The sequence below is a fragment of the Emticicia sp. 21SJ11W-3 genome, assembly GCF_024138715.1.
In the GTDB taxonomy this organism is placed as follows: Bacteria; Bacteroidota; Bacteroidia; order Cytophagales; family Spirosomataceae; genus Emticicia; species Emticicia fluvialis.
This window is the reverse complement of record NZ_CP092074.1, coordinates 2,945,568-2,964,421: the sequence shown is the minus strand read 5'-3', so window position 1 is coordinate 2,964,421 and position 18,854 is coordinate 2,945,568. Positions and strand designations below refer to the sequence as shown.

15 protein-coding genes and 1 tRNA gene are annotated in these 18,854 nt (G+C 45.5%); 13 read left to right on the top strand and 3 right to left on the bottom strand.

The window, feature by feature from the left end; translation table 11 throughout:
• Nucleotides 1-158: 158 nt before the first annotated feature.
• From MB380_RS12495 to MB380_RS12455, 9 genes are all read left to right on the top strand, one after another.
• Nucleotides 159-833, top strand: a complete 675-nt coding sequence (locus tag MB380_RS12495) for an NUDIX hydrolase (protein WP_253522863.1) — start codon at nucleotides 159-161, stop codon at nucleotides 831-833.
• Nucleotides 834-853: 20 nt separating this feature from the next.
• Nucleotides 854-2,506, top strand: coding sequence for a T9SS type A sorting domain-containing protein (locus tag MB380_RS12490; protein WP_253522860.1), 1,653 nt, complete (start codon nucleotides 854-856; stop codon nucleotides 2,504-2,506).
• Nucleotides 2,507-2,515: 9 nt separating this feature from the next.
• Complete coding sequence (locus MB380_RS12485; protein ID WP_253522857.1) at nucleotides 2,516-4,528, top strand: thioredoxin domain-containing protein; 2,013 nt, start codon at nucleotides 2,516-2,518, stop codon at nucleotides 4,526-4,528.
• 107 nt (nucleotides 4,529-4,635) lie between these two features.
• Nucleotides 4,636-5,310: a 5-oxoprolinase subunit PxpB gene (gene pxpB / locus MB380_RS12480; RefSeq protein ID WP_253522854.1), complete on the top strand. Its 675-nt coding sequence runs from the start codon at nucleotides 4,636-4,638 to the stop codon at nucleotides 5,308-5,310.
• A gap of 367 nt (nucleotides 5,311-5,677) precedes the next feature.
• Nucleotides 5,678-6,625 (top strand): biotin-dependent carboxyltransferase family protein, encoded by a 948-nt coding sequence (locus MB380_RS12475; RefSeq protein ID WP_253522851.1) that lies wholly within the window; start codon nucleotides 5,678-5,680, stop codon nucleotides 6,623-6,625.
• A gap of 69 nt (nucleotides 6,626-6,694) precedes the next feature.
• Nucleotides 6,695-7,450, top strand: coding sequence for a LamB/YcsF family protein (locus MB380_RS12470; protein ID WP_253522848.1), 756 nt, complete (start codon nucleotides 6,695-6,697; stop codon nucleotides 7,448-7,450).
• 84 nt (nucleotides 7,451-7,534) lie between these two features.
• Entirely contained in the window at nucleotides 7,535-8,854 is a 1,320-nt protein-coding gene (locus tag MB380_RS12465) for an MFS transporter (protein WP_253522845.1), read from the top strand.
• 232 nt (nucleotides 8,855-9,086) lie between these two features.
• A complete protein-coding gene (locus MB380_RS12460; RefSeq protein WP_253522842.1) occupies nucleotides 9,087-10,202 on the top strand; it encodes a glycosyltransferase family 1 protein in 1,116 nt (371 codons plus the stop codon).
• 138 nt (nucleotides 10,203-10,340) lie between these two features.
• Nucleotides 10,341-11,525: a glycosyltransferase gene (locus tag MB380_RS12455; protein WP_253522839.1), complete on the top strand. Its 1,185-nt coding sequence runs from the start codon at nucleotides 10,341-10,343 to the stop codon at nucleotides 11,523-11,525.
• A 124-nt stretch (nucleotides 11,526-11,649) separates the two neighbouring features.
• Here the strand turns inward: MB380_RS12455 and MB380_RS12450 are convergent, their stop codons facing one another.
• The 3 genes from MB380_RS12450 to MB380_RS12440 all read right to left on the bottom strand — a co-directional run bounded on the left by MB380_RS12450 (nucleotide 11,650) and on the right by MB380_RS12440 (nucleotide 15,239).
• Nucleotides 11,650-12,624, bottom strand: coding sequence for an NAD-dependent epimerase/dehydratase family protein (locus tag MB380_RS12450; RefSeq protein ID WP_253522837.1), 975 nt, complete (start codon nucleotides 12,622-12,624; stop codon nucleotides 11,650-11,652).
• A gap of 84 nt (nucleotides 12,625-12,708) precedes the next feature.
• Nucleotides 12,709-13,695 carry a hypothetical protein gene (locus MB380_RS12445; protein ID WP_253522834.1) on the bottom strand — a complete coding sequence of 329 codons (987 nt, stop codon included), beginning with the start codon at nucleotides 13,693-13,695 and terminating at the stop codon, nucleotides 12,709-12,711.
• Nucleotides 13,696-13,829: 134 nt separating this feature from the next.
• On the bottom strand, nucleotides 13,830-15,239 hold the full coding sequence (locus MB380_RS12440) for an MBOAT family protein (protein ID WP_253522831.1): 1,410 nt from the start codon (nucleotides 15,237-15,239) through the stop codon (nucleotides 13,830-13,832).
• Between the two features lie 240 nt (nucleotides 15,240-15,479).
• Between MB380_RS12440 and MB380_RS12435 the strand changes: the two genes are divergently transcribed.
• From MB380_RS12435 to MB380_RS12420, 4 genes are all read left to right on the top strand, one after another.
• A tRNA-Arg gene (locus tag MB380_RS12435) sits at nucleotides 15,480-15,553 on the top strand.
• A 472-nt stretch (nucleotides 15,554-16,025) separates the two neighbouring features.
• The gene (locus tag MB380_RS12430; RefSeq protein ID WP_253522828.1) at nucleotides 16,026-16,883 is read left to right on the top strand and encodes an SDR family NAD(P)-dependent oxidoreductase; all 858 of its coding nucleotides are present in this window, start codon (nucleotides 16,026-16,028) and stop codon (nucleotides 16,881-16,883) included.
• Nucleotides 16,884-16,932: 49 nt separating this feature from the next.
• Nucleotides 16,933-17,853 carry an AraC family transcriptional regulator gene (locus tag MB380_RS12425; protein ID WP_253522825.1) on the top strand — a complete coding sequence of 307 codons (921 nt, stop codon included), beginning with the start codon at nucleotides 16,933-16,935 and terminating at the stop codon, nucleotides 17,851-17,853.
• Between the two features lie 302 nt (nucleotides 17,854-18,155).
• Nucleotides 18,156-18,659 carry a DinB family protein gene (locus tag MB380_RS12420; protein WP_253522823.1) on the top strand — a complete coding sequence of 168 codons (504 nt, stop codon included), beginning with the start codon at nucleotides 18,156-18,158 and terminating at the stop codon, nucleotides 18,657-18,659.
• The last annotated feature ends 195 nt before the right edge of the window (nucleotides 18,660-18,854 follow it).

Here is an 18,854-nt window from a genome sequence, read left to right as displayed (position 1 = left end):
CCCGCCGGTAGGTGGGCCAGATGGTGATTAAAGTGCAAAATAATATGTTTTACAAATATTCTGAACGAAATGTGTATTATAATTTTTTTACGGCTTCAATAACTTTCAAAAAAATTACGAACTTTGCTGCCAGAAACAAATCTGCCTGAACAAAACCAATGGTTATCTTCATTGACGACAAACCTGTAAAGATTATAAGTAAAAATAAGTTCCATCATTTGCACGGCAATGACTTTGATATCATGCTGGATGCCCGACTGGAGCCACTCACCGAAAAACGGTTTAAAGGACACGTCATCATATTAAATACTTCTGCCGCCACTATTGAGAAATTCTTTCGCCTTTTGTGGACAGTGAAAGACTTCGACTTCCAGTCGGTGGTGTTTGTGGTAGACGACAAAACCAGCATTGAACAGCAGATAAAGGGCTATTATAAGGTAGTAAAAGCCGCTGGAGGCGTTGTTTTTAATGACGACGATAAAATACTGATGATGTATCGCCTCGGCAAGTGGGACCTCCCCAAAGGCAAACGCGACGACGACGAGAAGTCTAAAACCACAGCCATACGCGAGGTTGAGGAAGAATGCAACATAAGTGTGATACTTGGTGAAAAAATTTGCACAACCTGGCACACCTATGCCATGGGCAATAACAAGATACTGAAACGCACCAAATGGTATATAATGCAATGTACCGACGACACCCACATGAAACCCCAGACAGAAGAGGGCATTGAAGAATTAAGCTGGATGGACGAAAAACAGGTGCAGAAAGCCCTGCTTAATTCTTACAGTTCTATCCGTTATGTTTTTGATGAATTGAACAAGCAATAGTTTTTCGCGGTTATCTTTACATGATACACAGCAACAACAAGAATTGGCCTCGCTACCGTTTGTCTCTGCTACATGGTTGGAACAAACGGGTGCCATGGTTTTTTCTGTTTGCTGCCTTGCAGTTATTCGCTTTCCGGTCGTTTGGACAAATCTGCAATGCTGTTGAGGCGCCGTTCAGCCCCACAGCCCAGAACCGCATTATCGACTGGCAGAAATTCCCCGAATTTACCCTGCCTTTTACGCTGGTGTATGGCGGCCCCCGCTTTGGCGACGCCCAGCGGCTTCCGCTCAGGTATGGGTTTAGCCATCTGGCAACTTTTGAAAACGCCGACGCCACCCTGCCCAAACATCAAAGAGCGCTGGTATGGTATGGCGTAGCCTTTAACGGCGCAGACCAGCCCTGGTGGGCCTTGCGCAGCCCCTGGAATAACAATCTGGACGGCTACAAGGGCAGATGGCAGCACGAACTGAGTACCATGCCTGAAGTAGACCTGCTGGTGCCCGATATTGAACGGCAAATCAAAAGCAACGATTCTATTCTGATTCTGAAAAACCACCCCACAACCCCTGTTGCCTACCGGGGCCTGGACAATAACGCCTTTATAACCCAATACAAAAAAGATTTACAGGCCTTGTATGCCGAGGCCTTTTTGTTTACCAAAAACAATAAACCGGCCAGCATAGCAGGGTATTCAGACACCCCCATTCTGAATACCTACATTAATATACCCGGTAATAGCTGGCAGAAATGGACAACCGACCCCGGCCTGCTCAATTACCTGATGTACGATTTCAACCGGAACACCCTGGGCGGCGATGTACTGGCCCGGCAGGATTTCCTGGCGCCGTCAGCCTATTATTATTATGACTACCCGCACCCGCTGGCGCCCGACTACCTGGCCTACCTGCTTTTTCAGATAGAGGTAAACCGCGCCTGGGCGCCCGATAAACGCATCATTCCGTTTGTTTGGCTGCGTTACAGTTATGTAACCAATGCGGCTCAGAAGTTCATAAAGCCGTTTATGGCCGAAGCCACAGCCATTTTTCCGTTTTTCTCCGGTGCCAGTGGCCTCTGGCTATGGGACGACCCCAACCTTTTTACCAACAACGAAAACTTTGCTACCTACGAGTATTTTATTAAAGGCCTGCACCGCTTGTCGGCTTATAAAGAGATGTTCACGGGCAACTATCAGCTGGTAATACCTCAACCGGCTCATGCCTATGTTGATAACCGCAAGCCTATCTGGCGGGCAGTGGTAAAAAATAACCATTTGCTGGTGGTGGCGCACAACCCTTACGCCAAAGACGACAACGATGCCGTAATGGTAGAGGCCACGTACAACAACCAGAAGTTGTTTATACCACTAAAAGGCTACGAGATTTTTCTTTGCAGGTTTGATATGAACCTGCTGGGCCAGGAACCCGGCCAATTGCCCAATGCTCTGAAGGTTTTTCCGAACCCGACAGAAGAAGAACTGCACATCAGCCTGAACAGCCCGCAACCGCAAACCACGCGCATCAGCATGACCAACGCCGCAGGCAAAACCATTTATGAAGAAAACATCGGCCTGCAACAGGGGCAAAACATCAAAACCCTGAAAATCAACCACCTGCCTGCGGGTACGTACCTGATACGAGCCATGAACTTATCCACCAAATTCATAAAAAAATAATGCAATTTTATGCCAAATCAACTGATTCACGAAACAAGCCCCTATCTTTTACAGCACGCCCATAATCCGGTTGAATGGTACCCCTGGGGAGAAGCAGCCTTGCAAAAAGCCCAGGCCGAAAACAAACCCATACTGGTAAGTATCGGCTATTCGGCTTGCCACTGGTGCCATGTAATGGAGCGTGAATCGTTCGAAAACCAGCAGATTGCCGATTTAATGAATGCCCACCTGGTGTGTATAAAAGTAGACCGCGAAGAACGCCCCGATGTAGACGCCATTTATATGGAGGCCTTACAGGCCATGGGTTTGCAGGGCGGCTGGCCGCTCAATGTTTTTCTGATGCCCAATGCGCGGCCTTTTTATGGTGGTACGTATTTTCCGCCGCAAAACTGGGCTAATCTGGTGGTGGGTATCAAGCGTGCCTTTGACGAAAACTACGACAAATTACAGGAGTCGGCCGATGGCTTTACACAAAATATGCTTTTCAGCGAGTCGGAAAAATATGGTTTACAGGCAGATGAAGAACTGAGTTTCAGCGAAGAAGAGCTGGTAGCTGTTTTTAACCGGATGCGCTCTAATTTCGACTACGAACGCGGCGGCATGAATCGCGCGCCGAAGTTTCCGATGCCCAGCATCTGGAAATTTATGTTGCGTTATTATCAGTTTACTAAAGATGAAAGAGCCTTGCAGCACCTGAACCTGACGCTTGACAGGCTGGCGCTTGGGGGCATTTATGATATACTGGGTGGCGGATGGACGCGGTATTCGACCGATGCCGACTGGAAAGTGCCGCATTTTGAGAAAATGCTCTACGACAACGGTCAGTTGGTGTCGCTCTATGCCGAGGCCTACGCACTCACCCGTGACCACCTGTACAAAGAACGTGTTACCCAGACTATCAACTGGCTGCAACGCGAAATGACCAGCCCCGAAGGAGGCTTTTACTCGGCGCTGGATGCCGACAGCGAAGGCGAAGAGGGGAAATTTTACATCTGGAAAAAGCAGGAAATTGATTACCTGCTGGCTGAAAAATCGGCAGAATTTAATGAAGCTTTTAATATAACCGAAGAAGGCAACTGGGAACACGGCAACAATATTCTGCATCTGGAAGACCGCCTGTGGGGTGTTGACAATACCCAATGGGATAAAATGTTTGCCACCTTGGTGGAAGAACGCAGCAAACGCGTGCGACCGGGTCTCGACGACAAGATTCTCTGCTCGTGGAACGGACTGATGCTCAAGGGGCTGGTTGATGCCTACCGGTACATCAACGACCCCGCGTTTTTAACCCTGGCACTGGCCAATGCGCATTTCATTCAAACAAAAATGAGTGTGGTTGTACAAACCGAAGACGGCCACGAGGGTAGGGGTCTATGGCATAATTATAAAAACGGCAAGGCTACCATTATTGCGTATCTGGAAGACTACGCCAGTGTAATTGATGCCTACACGGCTTTGTATCAGGTAACATTCGACGAGCAGTGGCTGCATGAAGCCGAAATGCTGACTGATTACGTAATTGCCAATTTTTATGACACCGAAGACCAGTTTTTCTATTTTACCGACAGCCAGGGAGAACAACTGATAGCCCGCAAAAAAGAACTCTTTGATAACGTAATACCGGCATCTAATTCTATAATGGCCGGTAACCTGTATAACCTGGGTATCATACTCGACCGCCGCGATTTTGTGGATATAGCCCGGCTGATGTTGGCCAAAATGAAAAAACTGGTGCTGACCGATACCCAGTGGCTCACCAACTGGGCTACATTGGCCACCCAATTGGTAAAACCAACCGCCGAAGTGGCCATTGTTGGGCCTGATGCGCAAGGCGTTAGAGCCATACTAGACCAGACCTACGGCCCCAATAAGGTGTTTGCAGGTTCAGCTGAGGGGTCTGGCCTGCCCCTGCTGCAAGGCCGCACAGCGCAGGACGGACGAACCATGATTTACGTTTGCTTTGATAAAACCTGCCAACTGCCCACCGACAACATCAGCAAGGCATTGGAATTGATGAAATGACCAGTTATCAGGCCGCCTGTTCAATTTTTACCCCTGCTTGGAGATGAAAGTAAAACGTCTCCATTCCCGGAGTTGGAGAAGGGGCCGAGCCAAACTTTTAACCTTTTTTGAAACACCGGTACAAAATATTCCCCCTGAGTGATTCGGCTGTTACCATCGACTTCGGTTCGGTAATCGACGAGGCCGTTAATACCCTTGTGTCGCAACTGTTTCATTATTGTAATAGCCAGCCATTCATCGGCTTTCAGGAGGCGGTGCCTGCCTATGCCTCACTTACCATCTTTTATGATGTTGTACAGGTTAGAATAGCTTACCCTGAAACCCCAACGGCTTATGCACTGGCAGAGAATTATCTGAAAGAAGCCCTCAACAAAACGATAAGTACCGCAAACATCAGCCCGAACCGGATTGACATTCCGGTAATATATGATGGTGAAGACCTGGCCCATGTAGCAGCACATAATGGCCTAAGTAAAGAAGAAGTAATTGAGATACACAGCGCCGCCACTTACCGTGTATATATGATGGGTTTTCTGCCCGGTTTTGCCTATCTGGGTGGCATGGATACCCGAATTGCTACACCCAGGAGGGCATCGCCCCGCACCAAAGTTCCGGCAGGCAGCGTAGGCATAGCAGGCCAACAAACAGGCATTTATCCATTGGCAAGCCCGGGTGGCTGGCAGCTCATAGGCCATACTGATGCACTATTATTTAATATAAGCTCCGAAAGCCCAACCCTCCTGAAAGCAGGAGATTTGGTGAAGTTTGTGAGGGTAGAATAGTATTTTTATCTTTTGTGGCGCGAACATCCTGTTCGCCGCATTTTAATAGCCACAATAAAAGTTTTACCACGGAGTTACCAGAGTTAAACACAGAGTTTCACAGAGGAAAAGAATAACAACTAAAAATGAATAACCTTAAAACATCATTTCTTGTCTGAGCACGATTAAAAATCGAGGAAGAATTGATGAGAATGTAAGTAGTCTGAAGGATTTTTAATTGTGCGAGTTAAATGATGCCTGCTTTTTTGCGTTACTTTTTTTTAGGTAAAAAAAGTAACAACCCGGGTTTATAAAACTTATAGTATTTTTATTTGGCAATAAGCCTCAATGATAGAAAGCCAAAAAAACTAATTCAAGAATAACCAGAATGCAATTCCTAAAACCCGGCATATTAAGCACAATTCAGGATACCGGCCGTAACGCCTACCGTTACAGCGGCATTAACCCGAACGGCGCAATGGACAAAACCGCCGCACGCCTGCTGAATATCCTGCTGGGTAATCATGAAAACGAAGCCGTACTTGAATGCCATTTTCCGGCGCCTGAAATACTCTTTGAAGAAGCCGCCATTATAGCCATTGGCGGAGCAGATTTTGCACCATATCTGTCGAATGAAAATGGTGGCATAAGCCCAATCAATAACTGGCAAGCCATACAGGTGCCCGCCGGAAACACGCTGAAATTCAGAAAGAGAATCAGCGGACAGTGCGCCTATCTGGCTGTTAAAGAGGGCATTCAGGCCCAGGCATGGCTGGGCAGCAAAAGCACAAATAGCCTGCTGAATTTCAATACCATACGTTCGCGACAAAGATTTGCATTATCTTCTACCAATCCATCCGCCTTTTTACCTTATTTGGGTTTAAGCATCAGGCCACCCTACGGGGCATCGCCCATGATCAGGCTCATCAAAGGAAATGAATACGATTTACTGACCAACGATAGCAGGGCTTTACTGCAAAGCCAGCCTTTCACCATCAGTCCGCAATCCAATCGCATGGGCTATCGGTTAATGGGCGAGGCATTGCAGCTTTCTGAAAAAACCGAACTGGTTTCATCGGCCGTTGATTTCGGAACGGTGCAACTGTTGCCGGACGGACAAATGATTATTCTGATGGCCGACCACCAGACAACCGGCGGTTACCCCCGTGTGGGCCATGTAATTTCAGTCGATTTACCGCTACTGGCACAATGTGGCCCGAAAGATACCATACGTTTTCAGTGTATTTCAGCAGCCGAAGCCGAAGATTTGTTAATTTTGAGAGAGAAAGAAATGAAGAAATTGAAGGCGACAATCAGATTTATGAATATTATATAATCGGAGTAGAGACAAGGCATTGCCTTGTCTCTCACTTGCTCAATATACTACATGCAAAACCCCAACATCATGCCAACAATAGACCTCAACTGTGATATGGGCGAGTCGTTCGGCGCCTGGACAATGGGCAATGACGAAATCCTGATGAACTATATATCGTCGGCCAATATTGCCTGTGGTTTCCATGCGGGCGATGCCACCACAATGCGCAAAACCGCAGAGCTGGCCCTTAAACAGGGTGTAGCCATAGGCGCGCACCCCGGCTTCCCCGATTTGCAGGGCTTTGGCCGCCGCAATATGCAACTCAGTCCGCAGGAGGTATATGATATCTGCCTCTATCAGATAGGCGCCATGCTTCATGTAACCAGGGCTTTGGGGGGTACTTTGCACCATGTAAAACCGCACGGTGCTTTATATAACATGGCCGCCAAAGATACCGCGCTGGCGCAGGCCATAGCCCAAGCCACATTCGACAGTGACTCTAAACTGATTTTATACGGTCTTTCAGGCAGCCTGCTGATAAGTGAAGCTGAGAAAGCAGGCCTGCAAACCGCCTCAGAAGTATTTGCCGACCGTACTTATCAGCACGACGGCAGCCTGACCCCGCGCACTCATGCCAACGCACTCATTGAAGATGCCGAAACAGCCGTTACGCAGGTAATCAGGATGATAAAAGAAGGCATGGTTGTTTCGACCCAAGGCCGTGCGATACCTATAAAAGCCGACACCATTTGCGTGCATGGTGATGGCTTGCACGCGGTTGCATTTGCCAAAGCACTGAATGAAAGATTGAAGACGGAGGGCATTCAGGTACGGGCTATTTGAAAATTTATTACATAGTTTTAAAAAATTAAAGAATTATTTGCTAATTCGTGCCTGTTTTCCCTAAACCAAACACTTACCTAAGCAATGTTTCAAAAGAATCAGAAGAAGGTGCTGACCGCCTGGACCATGTACGACTGGGCCAATTCGGTGCATAACCTTGTTATTATTACCGTTGTTTTTCCGATGTACTTTCTGGCTACCACGTCTATTAAAGATTCATTGGGTAACATCATCAACGACGAGGTTAATTTCTTTGGCTTTCATGTGCAGAACTCCGTTCTCTATTCTTATACCATATCAGTAGCCACATTACTGCTGGTTTTGCTGAACCCCATACTTACTCCACTGGCCGACTCGAGCGGGCGGCGTAAGTTTTTTATGAAACTATTCTGTTATCTGGGGGCTGCCAGTTGTGCCTACTTCTTTTTCTTTACCCGCGACAACGTCAACTGGGTGGTCATTGCCTTTGGGCTTTCAATAGTTGGCTGGGGCGGAAGCATCGTTTTCTATAACTCATTCCTGCCTGAAATTGCCACCGAAGACCGTTTTGATAACCTCAGCGCCCGCGGGTTTATGATGGGCTACATTGGCAGCGTACTATTGCTGGTGTTTAATCTGGTTATGATCATGAAACCCGAAATGGTTGGGCTTTCGCAGGCTGATACTGAGTCTGGTCTTACGGCACGCATAACTTTTCTTACTGTGGGTTTATGGTGGGCCTTGTTTGCACAGATACCGTTCTACTACCTGCCCAAAGACAAAGTTAAAAGGCTGAAAGGAGAGGTGTTTAGCAGTAGTTTCAGAGAATTACGCAAAGTATTGGGTGAGCTTCGCCAGAACAACCTCATCAAGCGTTTTCTGCTGGCGTTTCTGTTTTATGACATGGGCGTAATGACGGTCATTTACGTGGCCACCATTTTTGCCGATAAAGAATTGCACATAGAAAAAACCGGGCTGATTGTTACTTTATTGCTCATTCAGCTCATTGCTATCCCGGGTTCATTTCTGGCCTCTTGGTTATCAGGCAAATTCGGCAATACCAAAGCCCTGCTGATAGAGATATTCATCTGGTCGCTTATGCCGCTGGCTGCCTATTTTACCACCACCGCCAATGAATTTTATGTGATAGCCGCCGTGGTGGGTCTGGTAATGGGTGGCATACAATCACTATCGCGTTCAACTTATGCGAAACTGATACCCGACGACACCAAAGACACCGCGTCTTATTTCGGGTTTTACGACATCGTCGAGAAAATAGCCATTACCCTTGGCACGCTTTTGTTTGGTGTGGTAGAACAGCTAACCGGCGACATGCGCAATTCGGTACTGGTAATACTGGTGTTTTTTATTATCGGCTTTTTATTGCTGATGCGCATTCCATCGAAGAATATTTATAAGGGATAAGCCTAATATAAATTTTACTATAAGGTTTATATCATTGCATTTTACTATTTTTGCAGCAATTAACGGGTGCGTGCTTACATGTGCTAAATGCCCGGCAAATTTATTCCTAATCGTCAGTACTCGGTTTTGGTAAAACCATTTTACCCCCAACCAGAGCACCGGTCTGTTCTTAATTTAAATTCAGGATATCAGGTAACTGTATGGTTTATCTGAATATCTGACCCCAGCGTTTATGAGAGTGCTCTATGATCATCAGTCGTTTACAGGTGCCAGATACGGAGGTGTTCCCCGGTATTTCTATGACTTGATGCATAACCTGAAATATCACCAGGGAGTTGATGTAAGCCTTTCCCTGCTGTTTTCAAATAACGAGTACCTCAAAAAAGGAGACATCAGGACGGTTTATCCGTTCAGTTATTTTCTGGGCAGCCGATACACCAATCTGATGTTTTCGCACCTTAACCGCCTCAACAGCGCCCTTCAGATCAGTATTAAAAACTACGACGTTTTTCATCCTACTTTTTTCAACAATTACTTTGTGCCTTTTCTGGGTAATAAGCCTTATGTAATTACTTATCATGATGCCATACCCGAAAAATTCGGTACAGAATACGGCTTGCTTGATGGTTTCAGTAAAGACTATAAAAGAAAACTGCTGCACAATGCGGCCGGTATCATTGCCGTGTCTGAAAACACAAAGAACGATATCATTGAGATTTTTGATCTGTCGCCAGACAAGGTAGATGTGGTGTATCATTCCACCCATTTTTCAACATTCAAGCCTGCTGATGATTTTGATATTGAAACACCAGAAAACTACCTGCTGTATGTAGGCACCCGCGAAAACTACAAGAATTTTGATGTTTTTATAAAAGGGGTAGCCCCGGTGCTGAAACAAAACCCCGGCTTGAAACTGATATGTGCGGGCAGTTGCCCTTTTACAGCGGTGGAGCTGCTGTGGCTGCAGACTGAAGGGATTGCTGATGCGGTGTGGTACCAACCCGTTGTGAGCGACGCTCAGTTGTACAGGCTATACCAGAAAGCCCTTTGCTTTGTTTACCCTTCGTTATACGAGGGTTTCGGTATTCCGGTTATTGAAGCCTTTGCCTGTGGTTGCCCCGTTGTGCTGAGCGATCGTTCCTGTTTCCCAGAGGTAGCGCAGGATGCCGCCGTTTACTTCAACCCCGATTCTCCGGCCGACATCACGGCTGTTATCAGCCGTGTGGTAAGCAGTTCAGAGCAACGGTCTGCATTGGTAACCAGGGGTTACAGCCGCCTGAAAGACTTTTCGCCGGGCATTACAGCCATTCAAACACTCGAGGTCTACAAAAAAGCGGCAGGCAGGTAATGGCCTGATTGCAACAGGCAGGCAGAAAAAATAAAATTTAATTGTAACTTTGCAGCCGGAGATACCACTTGAACCTTTTTTGATAAAACCACTTCCGCCGGGGCCAATCTGATACCGGCGTTTTTCAAACGGCCTTTTATGAGAATCATCATTTGTGATATTTATGTAAAACTTGTAGGGCATAATTTAGGACACATCCAGAATATCTTACGCTATTTAGAAAAGAATCCGTCTGACAGAGAATATATATTTCTGCTGAACCCCGAGGCCAGAACCATTCCTTCTGTGCAAACCTCTGCCCAAAATGTAAAGATTATTTTCTTTACCGACGAAGAGTTTGCGCCGCAGTTGTCGGGTATGAGCCTCATAAAATCAACCCAGCTGCTCTGGAAGAGCATCAGCCGGTATGTAACCGACCTGAAAGCCGACAGGCTGATATTAATGATGGTTGATATGTTTCAGCATACCATTGGCAGCAGCCGCCCGCTTTGTATTATACACGGTATTATGTTTAATCCGTACCCGAGGTTAGTGCCGGTCGATAACTCGCTGAAAGCCCGGCAAAAAACCAAAGTTACCAAAGCCCGCAAATTGTTTACCACCTGGTGGATGCTGCGCAACAAGCAGCTGAAAAAAGTATTCATTTTTAATGATTACGAGACCATCAAAACCATGAACGAAACCCTGGGCACGCAGGCATTTACCTACCTGCCCGACCCCGTTTATGATTACCCTATGCGCCAGGGGCTTGTAATACGTGAGCAATTTAAAATAGAGCCACACCGCAAAATTTTGCTGGCTTTTGGTATGATAGACCAGAAAAAGAATGTGGTGAACCTGGTGCGCGGCTTGCAGGATTTAACCGCCGACGAAGCAGCCAATGCCTGCCTGCTGATAGTGGGCAAGGTTTCGCAGGTTTATGAAACCCCTCTGGCTGAGGCCATTGCTGAAGCCCGGAAACTACGCCCCGAATTGAAAATTGTAATGGAAAGCCGCTTTGTGGACGACGACGAGATGGAGTCGTTCATTAACCAGAGCGACATCGTTTCGCTGGCTTATGTCAATTTCTATTCGTCAAGCGGGGTTATTGGTCTGGCCTGCAGGCATAACAAGCCAATTATTGCCACCAGATTTGGTGTTGTAGGCAACATAACAGCCGAATATGAACTGGGCTTGGCAGTAGACGGCCACAAACCGGAAGAAATAAAAGAGGCGTTCAGGTTTTTTCTGCACCAGTCTAAGCCCAAATACCCTGCCCGAGCAGCAGAGTTTGTTGCCAGACATACCCCCGAAGCCTTTATAAAAGCCCTGTTGGCTGATTAAACCTGTACAGTTGCCTGATGGCGCTTGCCAGGTCTATGTATGGAAAGCCGTGGCATCAGGCAGGTGCAAAAAAATTGGCCGAATGGTAGTTCAGCCACTTCATGGTTCTTATGCCTTCAGTATCTTAAACCAGTTCTACCTCTTTGGCGGCCTGTTGGGCAATCCAGTTAAAGGTTTTGGTGATACCGTCTTTCAATGGTAACGATGGCGCCCAGCCCAGTTTCTCCTGTATCAAAGCATTGTCTGAATTTCGCCCGCGCACGCCTTCCGGCCCCGGAATATTGTTGATAGAAACATTTTTGCCCGAAATGCCGATAATCATTCTGGCAAAATCGTTGATAGATATCATTTCTTCCGAACCAATGTTTACCGGACCCGAGAAATCAGACTCCATCAGGCGGCGTACACCTTCAATGCATTCGTCAATAAATAAAAATGAGCGCGTTTGTTTGCCGTCTCCCCAAATCTGTATGCTACCGCCATCTTCTGCCTCTATTACCTTACGGCATATAGCAGCCGGGGCTTTTTCTCTACCGCCTTTCCAGGTGCCTTGTGGGCCGAATATATTATGAAAACGGGCTATTTTTACCTGTATGCCCAAATTACGTTGGTAGGTAAGATACAAACGCTCGCTGAAAAGTTTCTCCCAGCCATATTCGCTGTCAGGCGCAGCAGGGTAGGCCGAATCCTCCGAGCATTTAGGGTTTTCGGGTTCGTTCTGGTTGTACTCAGGGTACATACAGGCCGACGACGAATAGAATATCTTCTTTACACCTGCTTTTTGAGACTCATGCAGCATATTAACATTGCAAAGCACCGAATTGTGCATAACGGCTGCGTCGTTTTCGCCGGTAAAAATATAACCTGCACCGCCCATGTCGGCCGCCAGTTGGTACACTTCGTCAAAACCGCCTTCAAGCACTTGCTTACACACCAAAGGGTCGGTTAAATCGCCGATGATAAATTCATCAGCATTGCCATTTTTATATTCGTTATGTTTAATATCAACGCCTCTTACCCAATAGCCTTCACTTTTTAGTCTATTAACCAGGTGGCCACCTATAAAGCCGCCTGCTCCGCAAACAATTGCTTTTTTCATATTTTTAGTTTTGGTAGATTGTTATAATATTTTTTGTCGCAGTAAAATACAAATCTAAAAAATCTATTTGTTTTATAAAAGGCATTATAATTTCTCATTTACGGCATCCAGCCATATTTGTTTGCCCTCGCAATTCCAGTGGGTGTCGCCCACATCATACAGCATTTTTTTTGACGAGCTGAACGGCGTGTAAATATCAAAATAAGGTGCTTTCAGGCCCGGGTGCTGCTGAACCCGTTCTATCAGCCGGTTATAGTTGCCCAGGTCTTTGCCCAGTACCGAACTCTTATTGGGGGCAATAGAAAGATACACCTCATCAAAGCCGTTTTTTTTGTAGAAATCATAAGTGCGGTTTACGTTTTCAACCAGCCTGCTGATTTCGCTGTCAGAAACCCTATCAAAAGAAGACGTAATGCCATCGGGGCGGGCATCCATCTCAAAGAAAATGCGCTTTTTATCTGCCGACAACACCACGTGGCTATCTGAGCGGTTAAAAAATGTTTCGTTCAAACCTGCCTTCCATTCTTTTATTTTCAGAAAAAAATCAGACGAAAACAGCACCGCTTCGTGTCGTTCGGTGCTATACCAGAACACGTCGCGGGCATTCAGCAGCATTTTTCTGGCAGCTTGCCGGGTACTGGGTTTGCCCGTTACAAGGTTTGCATAGGGCTGCGCAAACCTTTCTCTGAAATGCCGCTCTACGGTTTCAATTATCAGAATGTTCTTCTTTGTTCGGTCTAATTTAATAAAACTGGTATCCCCAATAAAGAATCTTTGAAAAGTACCGGTTTTAAAGTCGGCGGCTGTCATCCTTGCAGGTTCGGTAAAGCTGTCGCCAATCAGGTATAGCGCCGTGTTGGGGCTGGTAACCTTCACGGGTGCTGGCACGCACTGCTGATTAGGAACCCTGAATTGCGCCAGATTCGAGAAACGGTACAAATCGCCGTAACGATATTCGTCTTTCACAAAGCCTTTCTGCGCCAGCCATCTGGCTACATTGGGCGAAAAGCCCGGCAACCAAAGCAGAGCAAAAACAACAAGGGCGGTATATTTTAATATTTTTAAATTCATTCCTCTTTATTTTCTTGCCACAAATTTGATATTGAAAATAGCGTAACATTGTGCATCCATTGTGTACTTAGTGGCTATTATAAAAGTATTTCTTTGCCACAATGTACTCTAAAACACTATGTTTCATAATTAACTCAAAACTGAAAATATATAAACTGGTTGGAGTCAAACACCCCCAGAAAATAACAAACCAACAGTAGCGCCAAAAATACAACATAGAATCGGGCCGTGTTGGTAACAACTATCACCTTCACAAACTTTTCTTTCAGCAGCAGTCCGGCAATCAACAGCCAGCACAATAGCATTTCAGTATTATTGAAAGGCGAATCAATGGTATTACCATAACTGCCAAAAGAGAATATCTTTTGCAGAATTATCCTGGCATTGGTAAGGCCCTTTGCCCTGAAAAACACCCAGGTAAGCATAACCAGCACAAAAGTAAACAACAGGTTAAAGGGCTGGCTCAAAAAAGCAGGCAGGGGCCTGGTTTTCAGTTTAAAATATTTGTCGCGTATCTGGGCTAAAATCAGGTAAATGCCATGCAAGGCACCCCATATAACAAACGTCCACGCTGCGCCGTGCCAAAGGCCGCTCATCATAAATACAAAAAAACGGTTAAAATACATACGTTTTTCGCTTACCCGGTTACCACCCAGCGGAATATACAGGTAATCGCGGAACCAGCCAGATAATGATATATGCCAACGCCGCCAGAATTCGGATATGGAGGTTGAAAAATAGGGGGTATCGAAATTCTCCATCAGTTTAAAGCCCATTACCCTGGCTGTGCCAATGGCGATGTCTGAATAACCCGAGAAGTCGCAGTAAATCTGAAAAGTAAAGAAAATAGTACCAATCAGCAGCGTTAGTCCGTTGTGGTCTTGCGGGTTATCGTAACAATAATCTACCACCATAGCCAGCCGGTCGGCAATGACTACTTTCTTGAACATCCCCCAGGCAATGCGCATCAGGCCCTCTTTCAGGTTGGGGAAACTGAACTTGAAAAAACTATGAAACTGCCATAACAAATTCTGAGGCCGCTCAATAGGCCCTGCCACCAGCTGAGGGTAAAACATGACATAGAGTGAGTAAATGACAAAGTCTTTTTCGGCTTTCTGATTGCCGCGATACACCTCTATGGTGTAGCTCATGGCCTGAAACGTATGGAAAGACAACCCGATGGGGAGTGCGAAATCAAGAAAAGGGAATGGGGTGGGGGTGTCGAATTTCGACAGGATAATGGCCAGATTGGTGTTCAGAAAATTGTAGTACTTAAAATAAGCCAGAAACCCGATATTGGTAATAAGGCTGATAACGAGCAGCCATTTTCGTTTTTTACCGGTGGCATCGGCAATAAGAATGCCCGCAAAGTAGTCAACCACTATGGTAACAAACAGAATTAATATATAAATAGGCTTAAAAACCGCATAAAAATAGCAACTTGCCAGCAACAGCAGCCAGATACGGCCCCGATGCGGCAGACTGAAATAGGCAAGAGTAACAACAATAAAAAAGAAAACAAATTGCAGAGAATTAAACAGCATTCAGGTTTTGTTTTGTTAGCGAATCAAGTTTCAAAGTTCTGTGTAATTATCAAAGTTTCAAAGGCATTTTTATACAGAAACTTGATTGAGTGAAGATTTTTTGATGAAATTACCTGCAAGATATACCACAGAAAGGAGAACCGACAAGCGGCGGTGGATAAAAACAATGAGTTTATCTTACAATTTTTCAAAGCATTTTTGAATTTTAAATTCAAACTGCTATATTTGCACCCACAATTCGGATCCGTAGCTCAGTTGGATAGAGCAACAGATTTCTAATCTGTGGGTCGCAGGTTCGAATCCTGCCGGGTTCACTACTAAAAAAAAATAATTGATTTATGAGCCAAGCCTCGCTTAATATGCGGGGCTTTTCTCGTTTATAAACTTCTTCTTCTCAATCCTTTTATTTTACCACAGAGTTGCTCAGAGTTTGGCACTGAGTTTCACTGAGTAAAAAACTCTGTGTTTCTCCGTGCAATCACTCCGCGACACTCCGTGGTTAAAAATACTGGCTATTCTAAAAATTTGAAAGCGCATTATCTGATTATTTTACCACGGAGTTGCTCAGAGTTTGGCACTGAGTTTCACTGTGTAAAAAACTCCGAGTTCCTCCGTGCAATCACTCCGCGACACTCTGTGGTTAAAAATACTTCACAAAAAAATTGAGGCTATTCTTGAAACTCATCCCACCCGCATTTTGGTTACGTAATCCCTCATTTTGACTACACCAGAGAACACCACTGTGCTGACCTTTGTGCTGTTAATCATTTTAAATAGTAACACATTATGAAACAGCCAATGGAAAATTCAGGCACGTCAGAAAAAGTATGGTTCATTACAGGCGCATCACGCGGATTCGGTCGCGTATGGGCAGAAGCCGCCCTGCAACGCGGCGATAAAGTAGCAGTTACGGCGCGCAAATTGGAAAGCATTGCCGACCTGAAAGAAAAATATGGTGCAAACGCACTCACGCTGGAGCTGGACGTAACCCATGCCGAACAAGCCCGGCAGGCAGTAAATGAGGCCTATGAGTACTTTGGCAGGCTTGATATTGTTTTCAACAATGCGGGGTATTCGCTGGTTGGTACCATCGAGGAATCAAGCGCTGACGATATCCGCGCTTTGTATGAAACGAACATTATTGGTCCGGTTTCTGTTATTCAGGCGGCTTTGCCGTTGTTGCGTCAGCAGGGCGGCGGGCACATACTGGGTACTTCAAGCAACCTGGGGCATGTGGTATTGCCGGTTATTGGCTATTATTGCTCGTCTAAATGGGCATTTGAGGCCATTTATGAGAGTCTGGCAGCCGAGGTTAAAGCTTTTGGCATAAAGGTAACCATCATTGAGCCGGGCGCTTATGCTACCGAGTTCGGCAGCCAGCAATCGTTGAAATTTGCGCAGGGACTAGACATCTACGCCGATTTTAAAAATCAGTTTTTTGGTAGCCTTCAAACTATGGAAAGAGGAGACCCTGTCGCTACACCGGAGGCGCTTTTTAAGGTTGTAGATGCCGAAAACCCACCTTTACGGTTTTTTCTGGGTAGTCATAATTTACCTTGGGTTCGTCAGGCTTATAACGAACGGCTGGCAACTTGGGAGGCATGGGCAGAGGTATCTAATGCAGCGCAGGGTAGCATAAAGTGATTGCGCAATCCAAATTAAGTGTCGACCATCGTTTTACAGATTTCAAAACATGAAAAAAGAAGATAACAGCCCGCTGAAAATGGAGTCATTGACAGAGGCACACCGTATTTTTGGTATTCCCAGGCCCCAACATCCATTAATCAGCCTGATACATGGAACTCATCTGCCTGCCGATATGGGCGACTTCCGCAATGGGCATGTGCTGGGTTTTTACAAAATAGCCTATAAACCAAAACTGACTGGCAGGCTGAAATACGGCCAGAGCTACTATGATTTTGATGAGGGCGGGCTGTTGTTTGCATCGCCTGGACAAATAATGGGGGTAAACGATAACGAAGCCAACGCGTGTTCGGAGTACACGCTGCTGGTTCACCCCGATTTTTTTCTGGGGTATAGTCTGGCAAAGAAAATCAGACATTACGGTTTCTTTTCTTATGCTACTAACGAAACGCTGCATCTTTCAGAAGAAGAAAAAACAACCATTATGCAGGTTTTTAATATGATAGACATAGAACTGAAAGGCCGCATAGACGATTTTAGTCAGGATGTGGTCATAGCCCAGATTGAATTGCTACTCAATTACGCTAACCGGTTCTACAAACGCCAGTTTATTACACGCAAGGCCATTAATAACGATTTGCTGCAAAAGCTGGAAGAAATACTCGACAGCTATTTTGCCGGTGAAAAACCAGCCAATGAGGGCATACCCACGGTGCATTATCTTTCAGAAAAACTCAATTTGTCGCCCAGTTATCTGAGTGATTTGCTTCGCTCACTTACCGGGCAAAATGCCCAGCAACATATTCATCAGAAACTGATAGAAAAAGCAAAAGAGAAACTTTCTACCACCGGTTTGTCGGTCAGTGAAATAGCCTATGAACTGGGTTTCGAGCATCCGCAGTCATTCAGCAAATTGTTCAAAACGAAGACGAATATTTCTCCTTTGGAGTTTAAGCGGTCTTTTAATTGATGTAGGTTAGTACCTTTATAATTGTTTAATTAAGGTTTAGTCCCGAAGTGTGGCTGCATTAATGTGCCGCCCCTCTTCGGGATTTTTATGTTTTTTCAGGCTTTATTTTTTGTAGGGGTTTTTCGATAGCGGATTTTTTTAATTGATTAATCAGCGCAGGTGGCATTTACCCCGTAAATTATTTTCTGACCATTAAAATTTTATAGTTTTTAATAACTTTGTCAACTATCCGATACGTCTTCAAAATAGCGTCATAAAAAGACAATAGTCTATCCTCATTATTCATAAAAAGGAACACAAATATGCTTTTACAATCTTTAATAGCCGAGTTTGAGCAGGAAGTTCAAAATACCAGAAAACTGCTGACGGCCATTCCGGAAAAAGATTTGGCTTACAGGCCTTCACCCACCTCATGGACAATGGGCGAGCTTGCCCAGCACATAGCCACTATTTATTACTGGTATACCGGCGTTTTTACCACCGATGTGTATGACATGGCCACCGACCGACTGGAACGCGGCAACCCTGCCGATATAGGCGCGACGCTTATGTTGTTTGAAAACAATGTGGAAAAGGCCCGGGTGGCGCTGCAATCGGCCACTGAAGAGAGCCTGCAAAACCTGTGGACCATGAAAAACGGCGACCATACCATTCTGGGGCCATTTCCGAAAGGCGCCATAGCCCGTGGTTTTGTATTTAACCACATTTACCACCACCGCGGCGAAATGATTGTGTATCTACGCGCCACCGACAACAAAGTACCAGGCTTATATGGCCCCACCTACGAGCAGTCGGTGCCGAAGTAAAAGTGGATGGATTTGATGGATGGGCCTTCTCTTGTTTGGGAAGGCTTTTTTTATGGTTTTCAAGTGAAAGATGTTAAACAAAGAAGCAAGGTTTTTATCATCCTGAAACATTTAAGCCGTTTTTCTTTTGCTTTGCAAAGATTCTTATACCGCTAAATAATAAATTACTATATTTACGTATATTATTCTATTCAT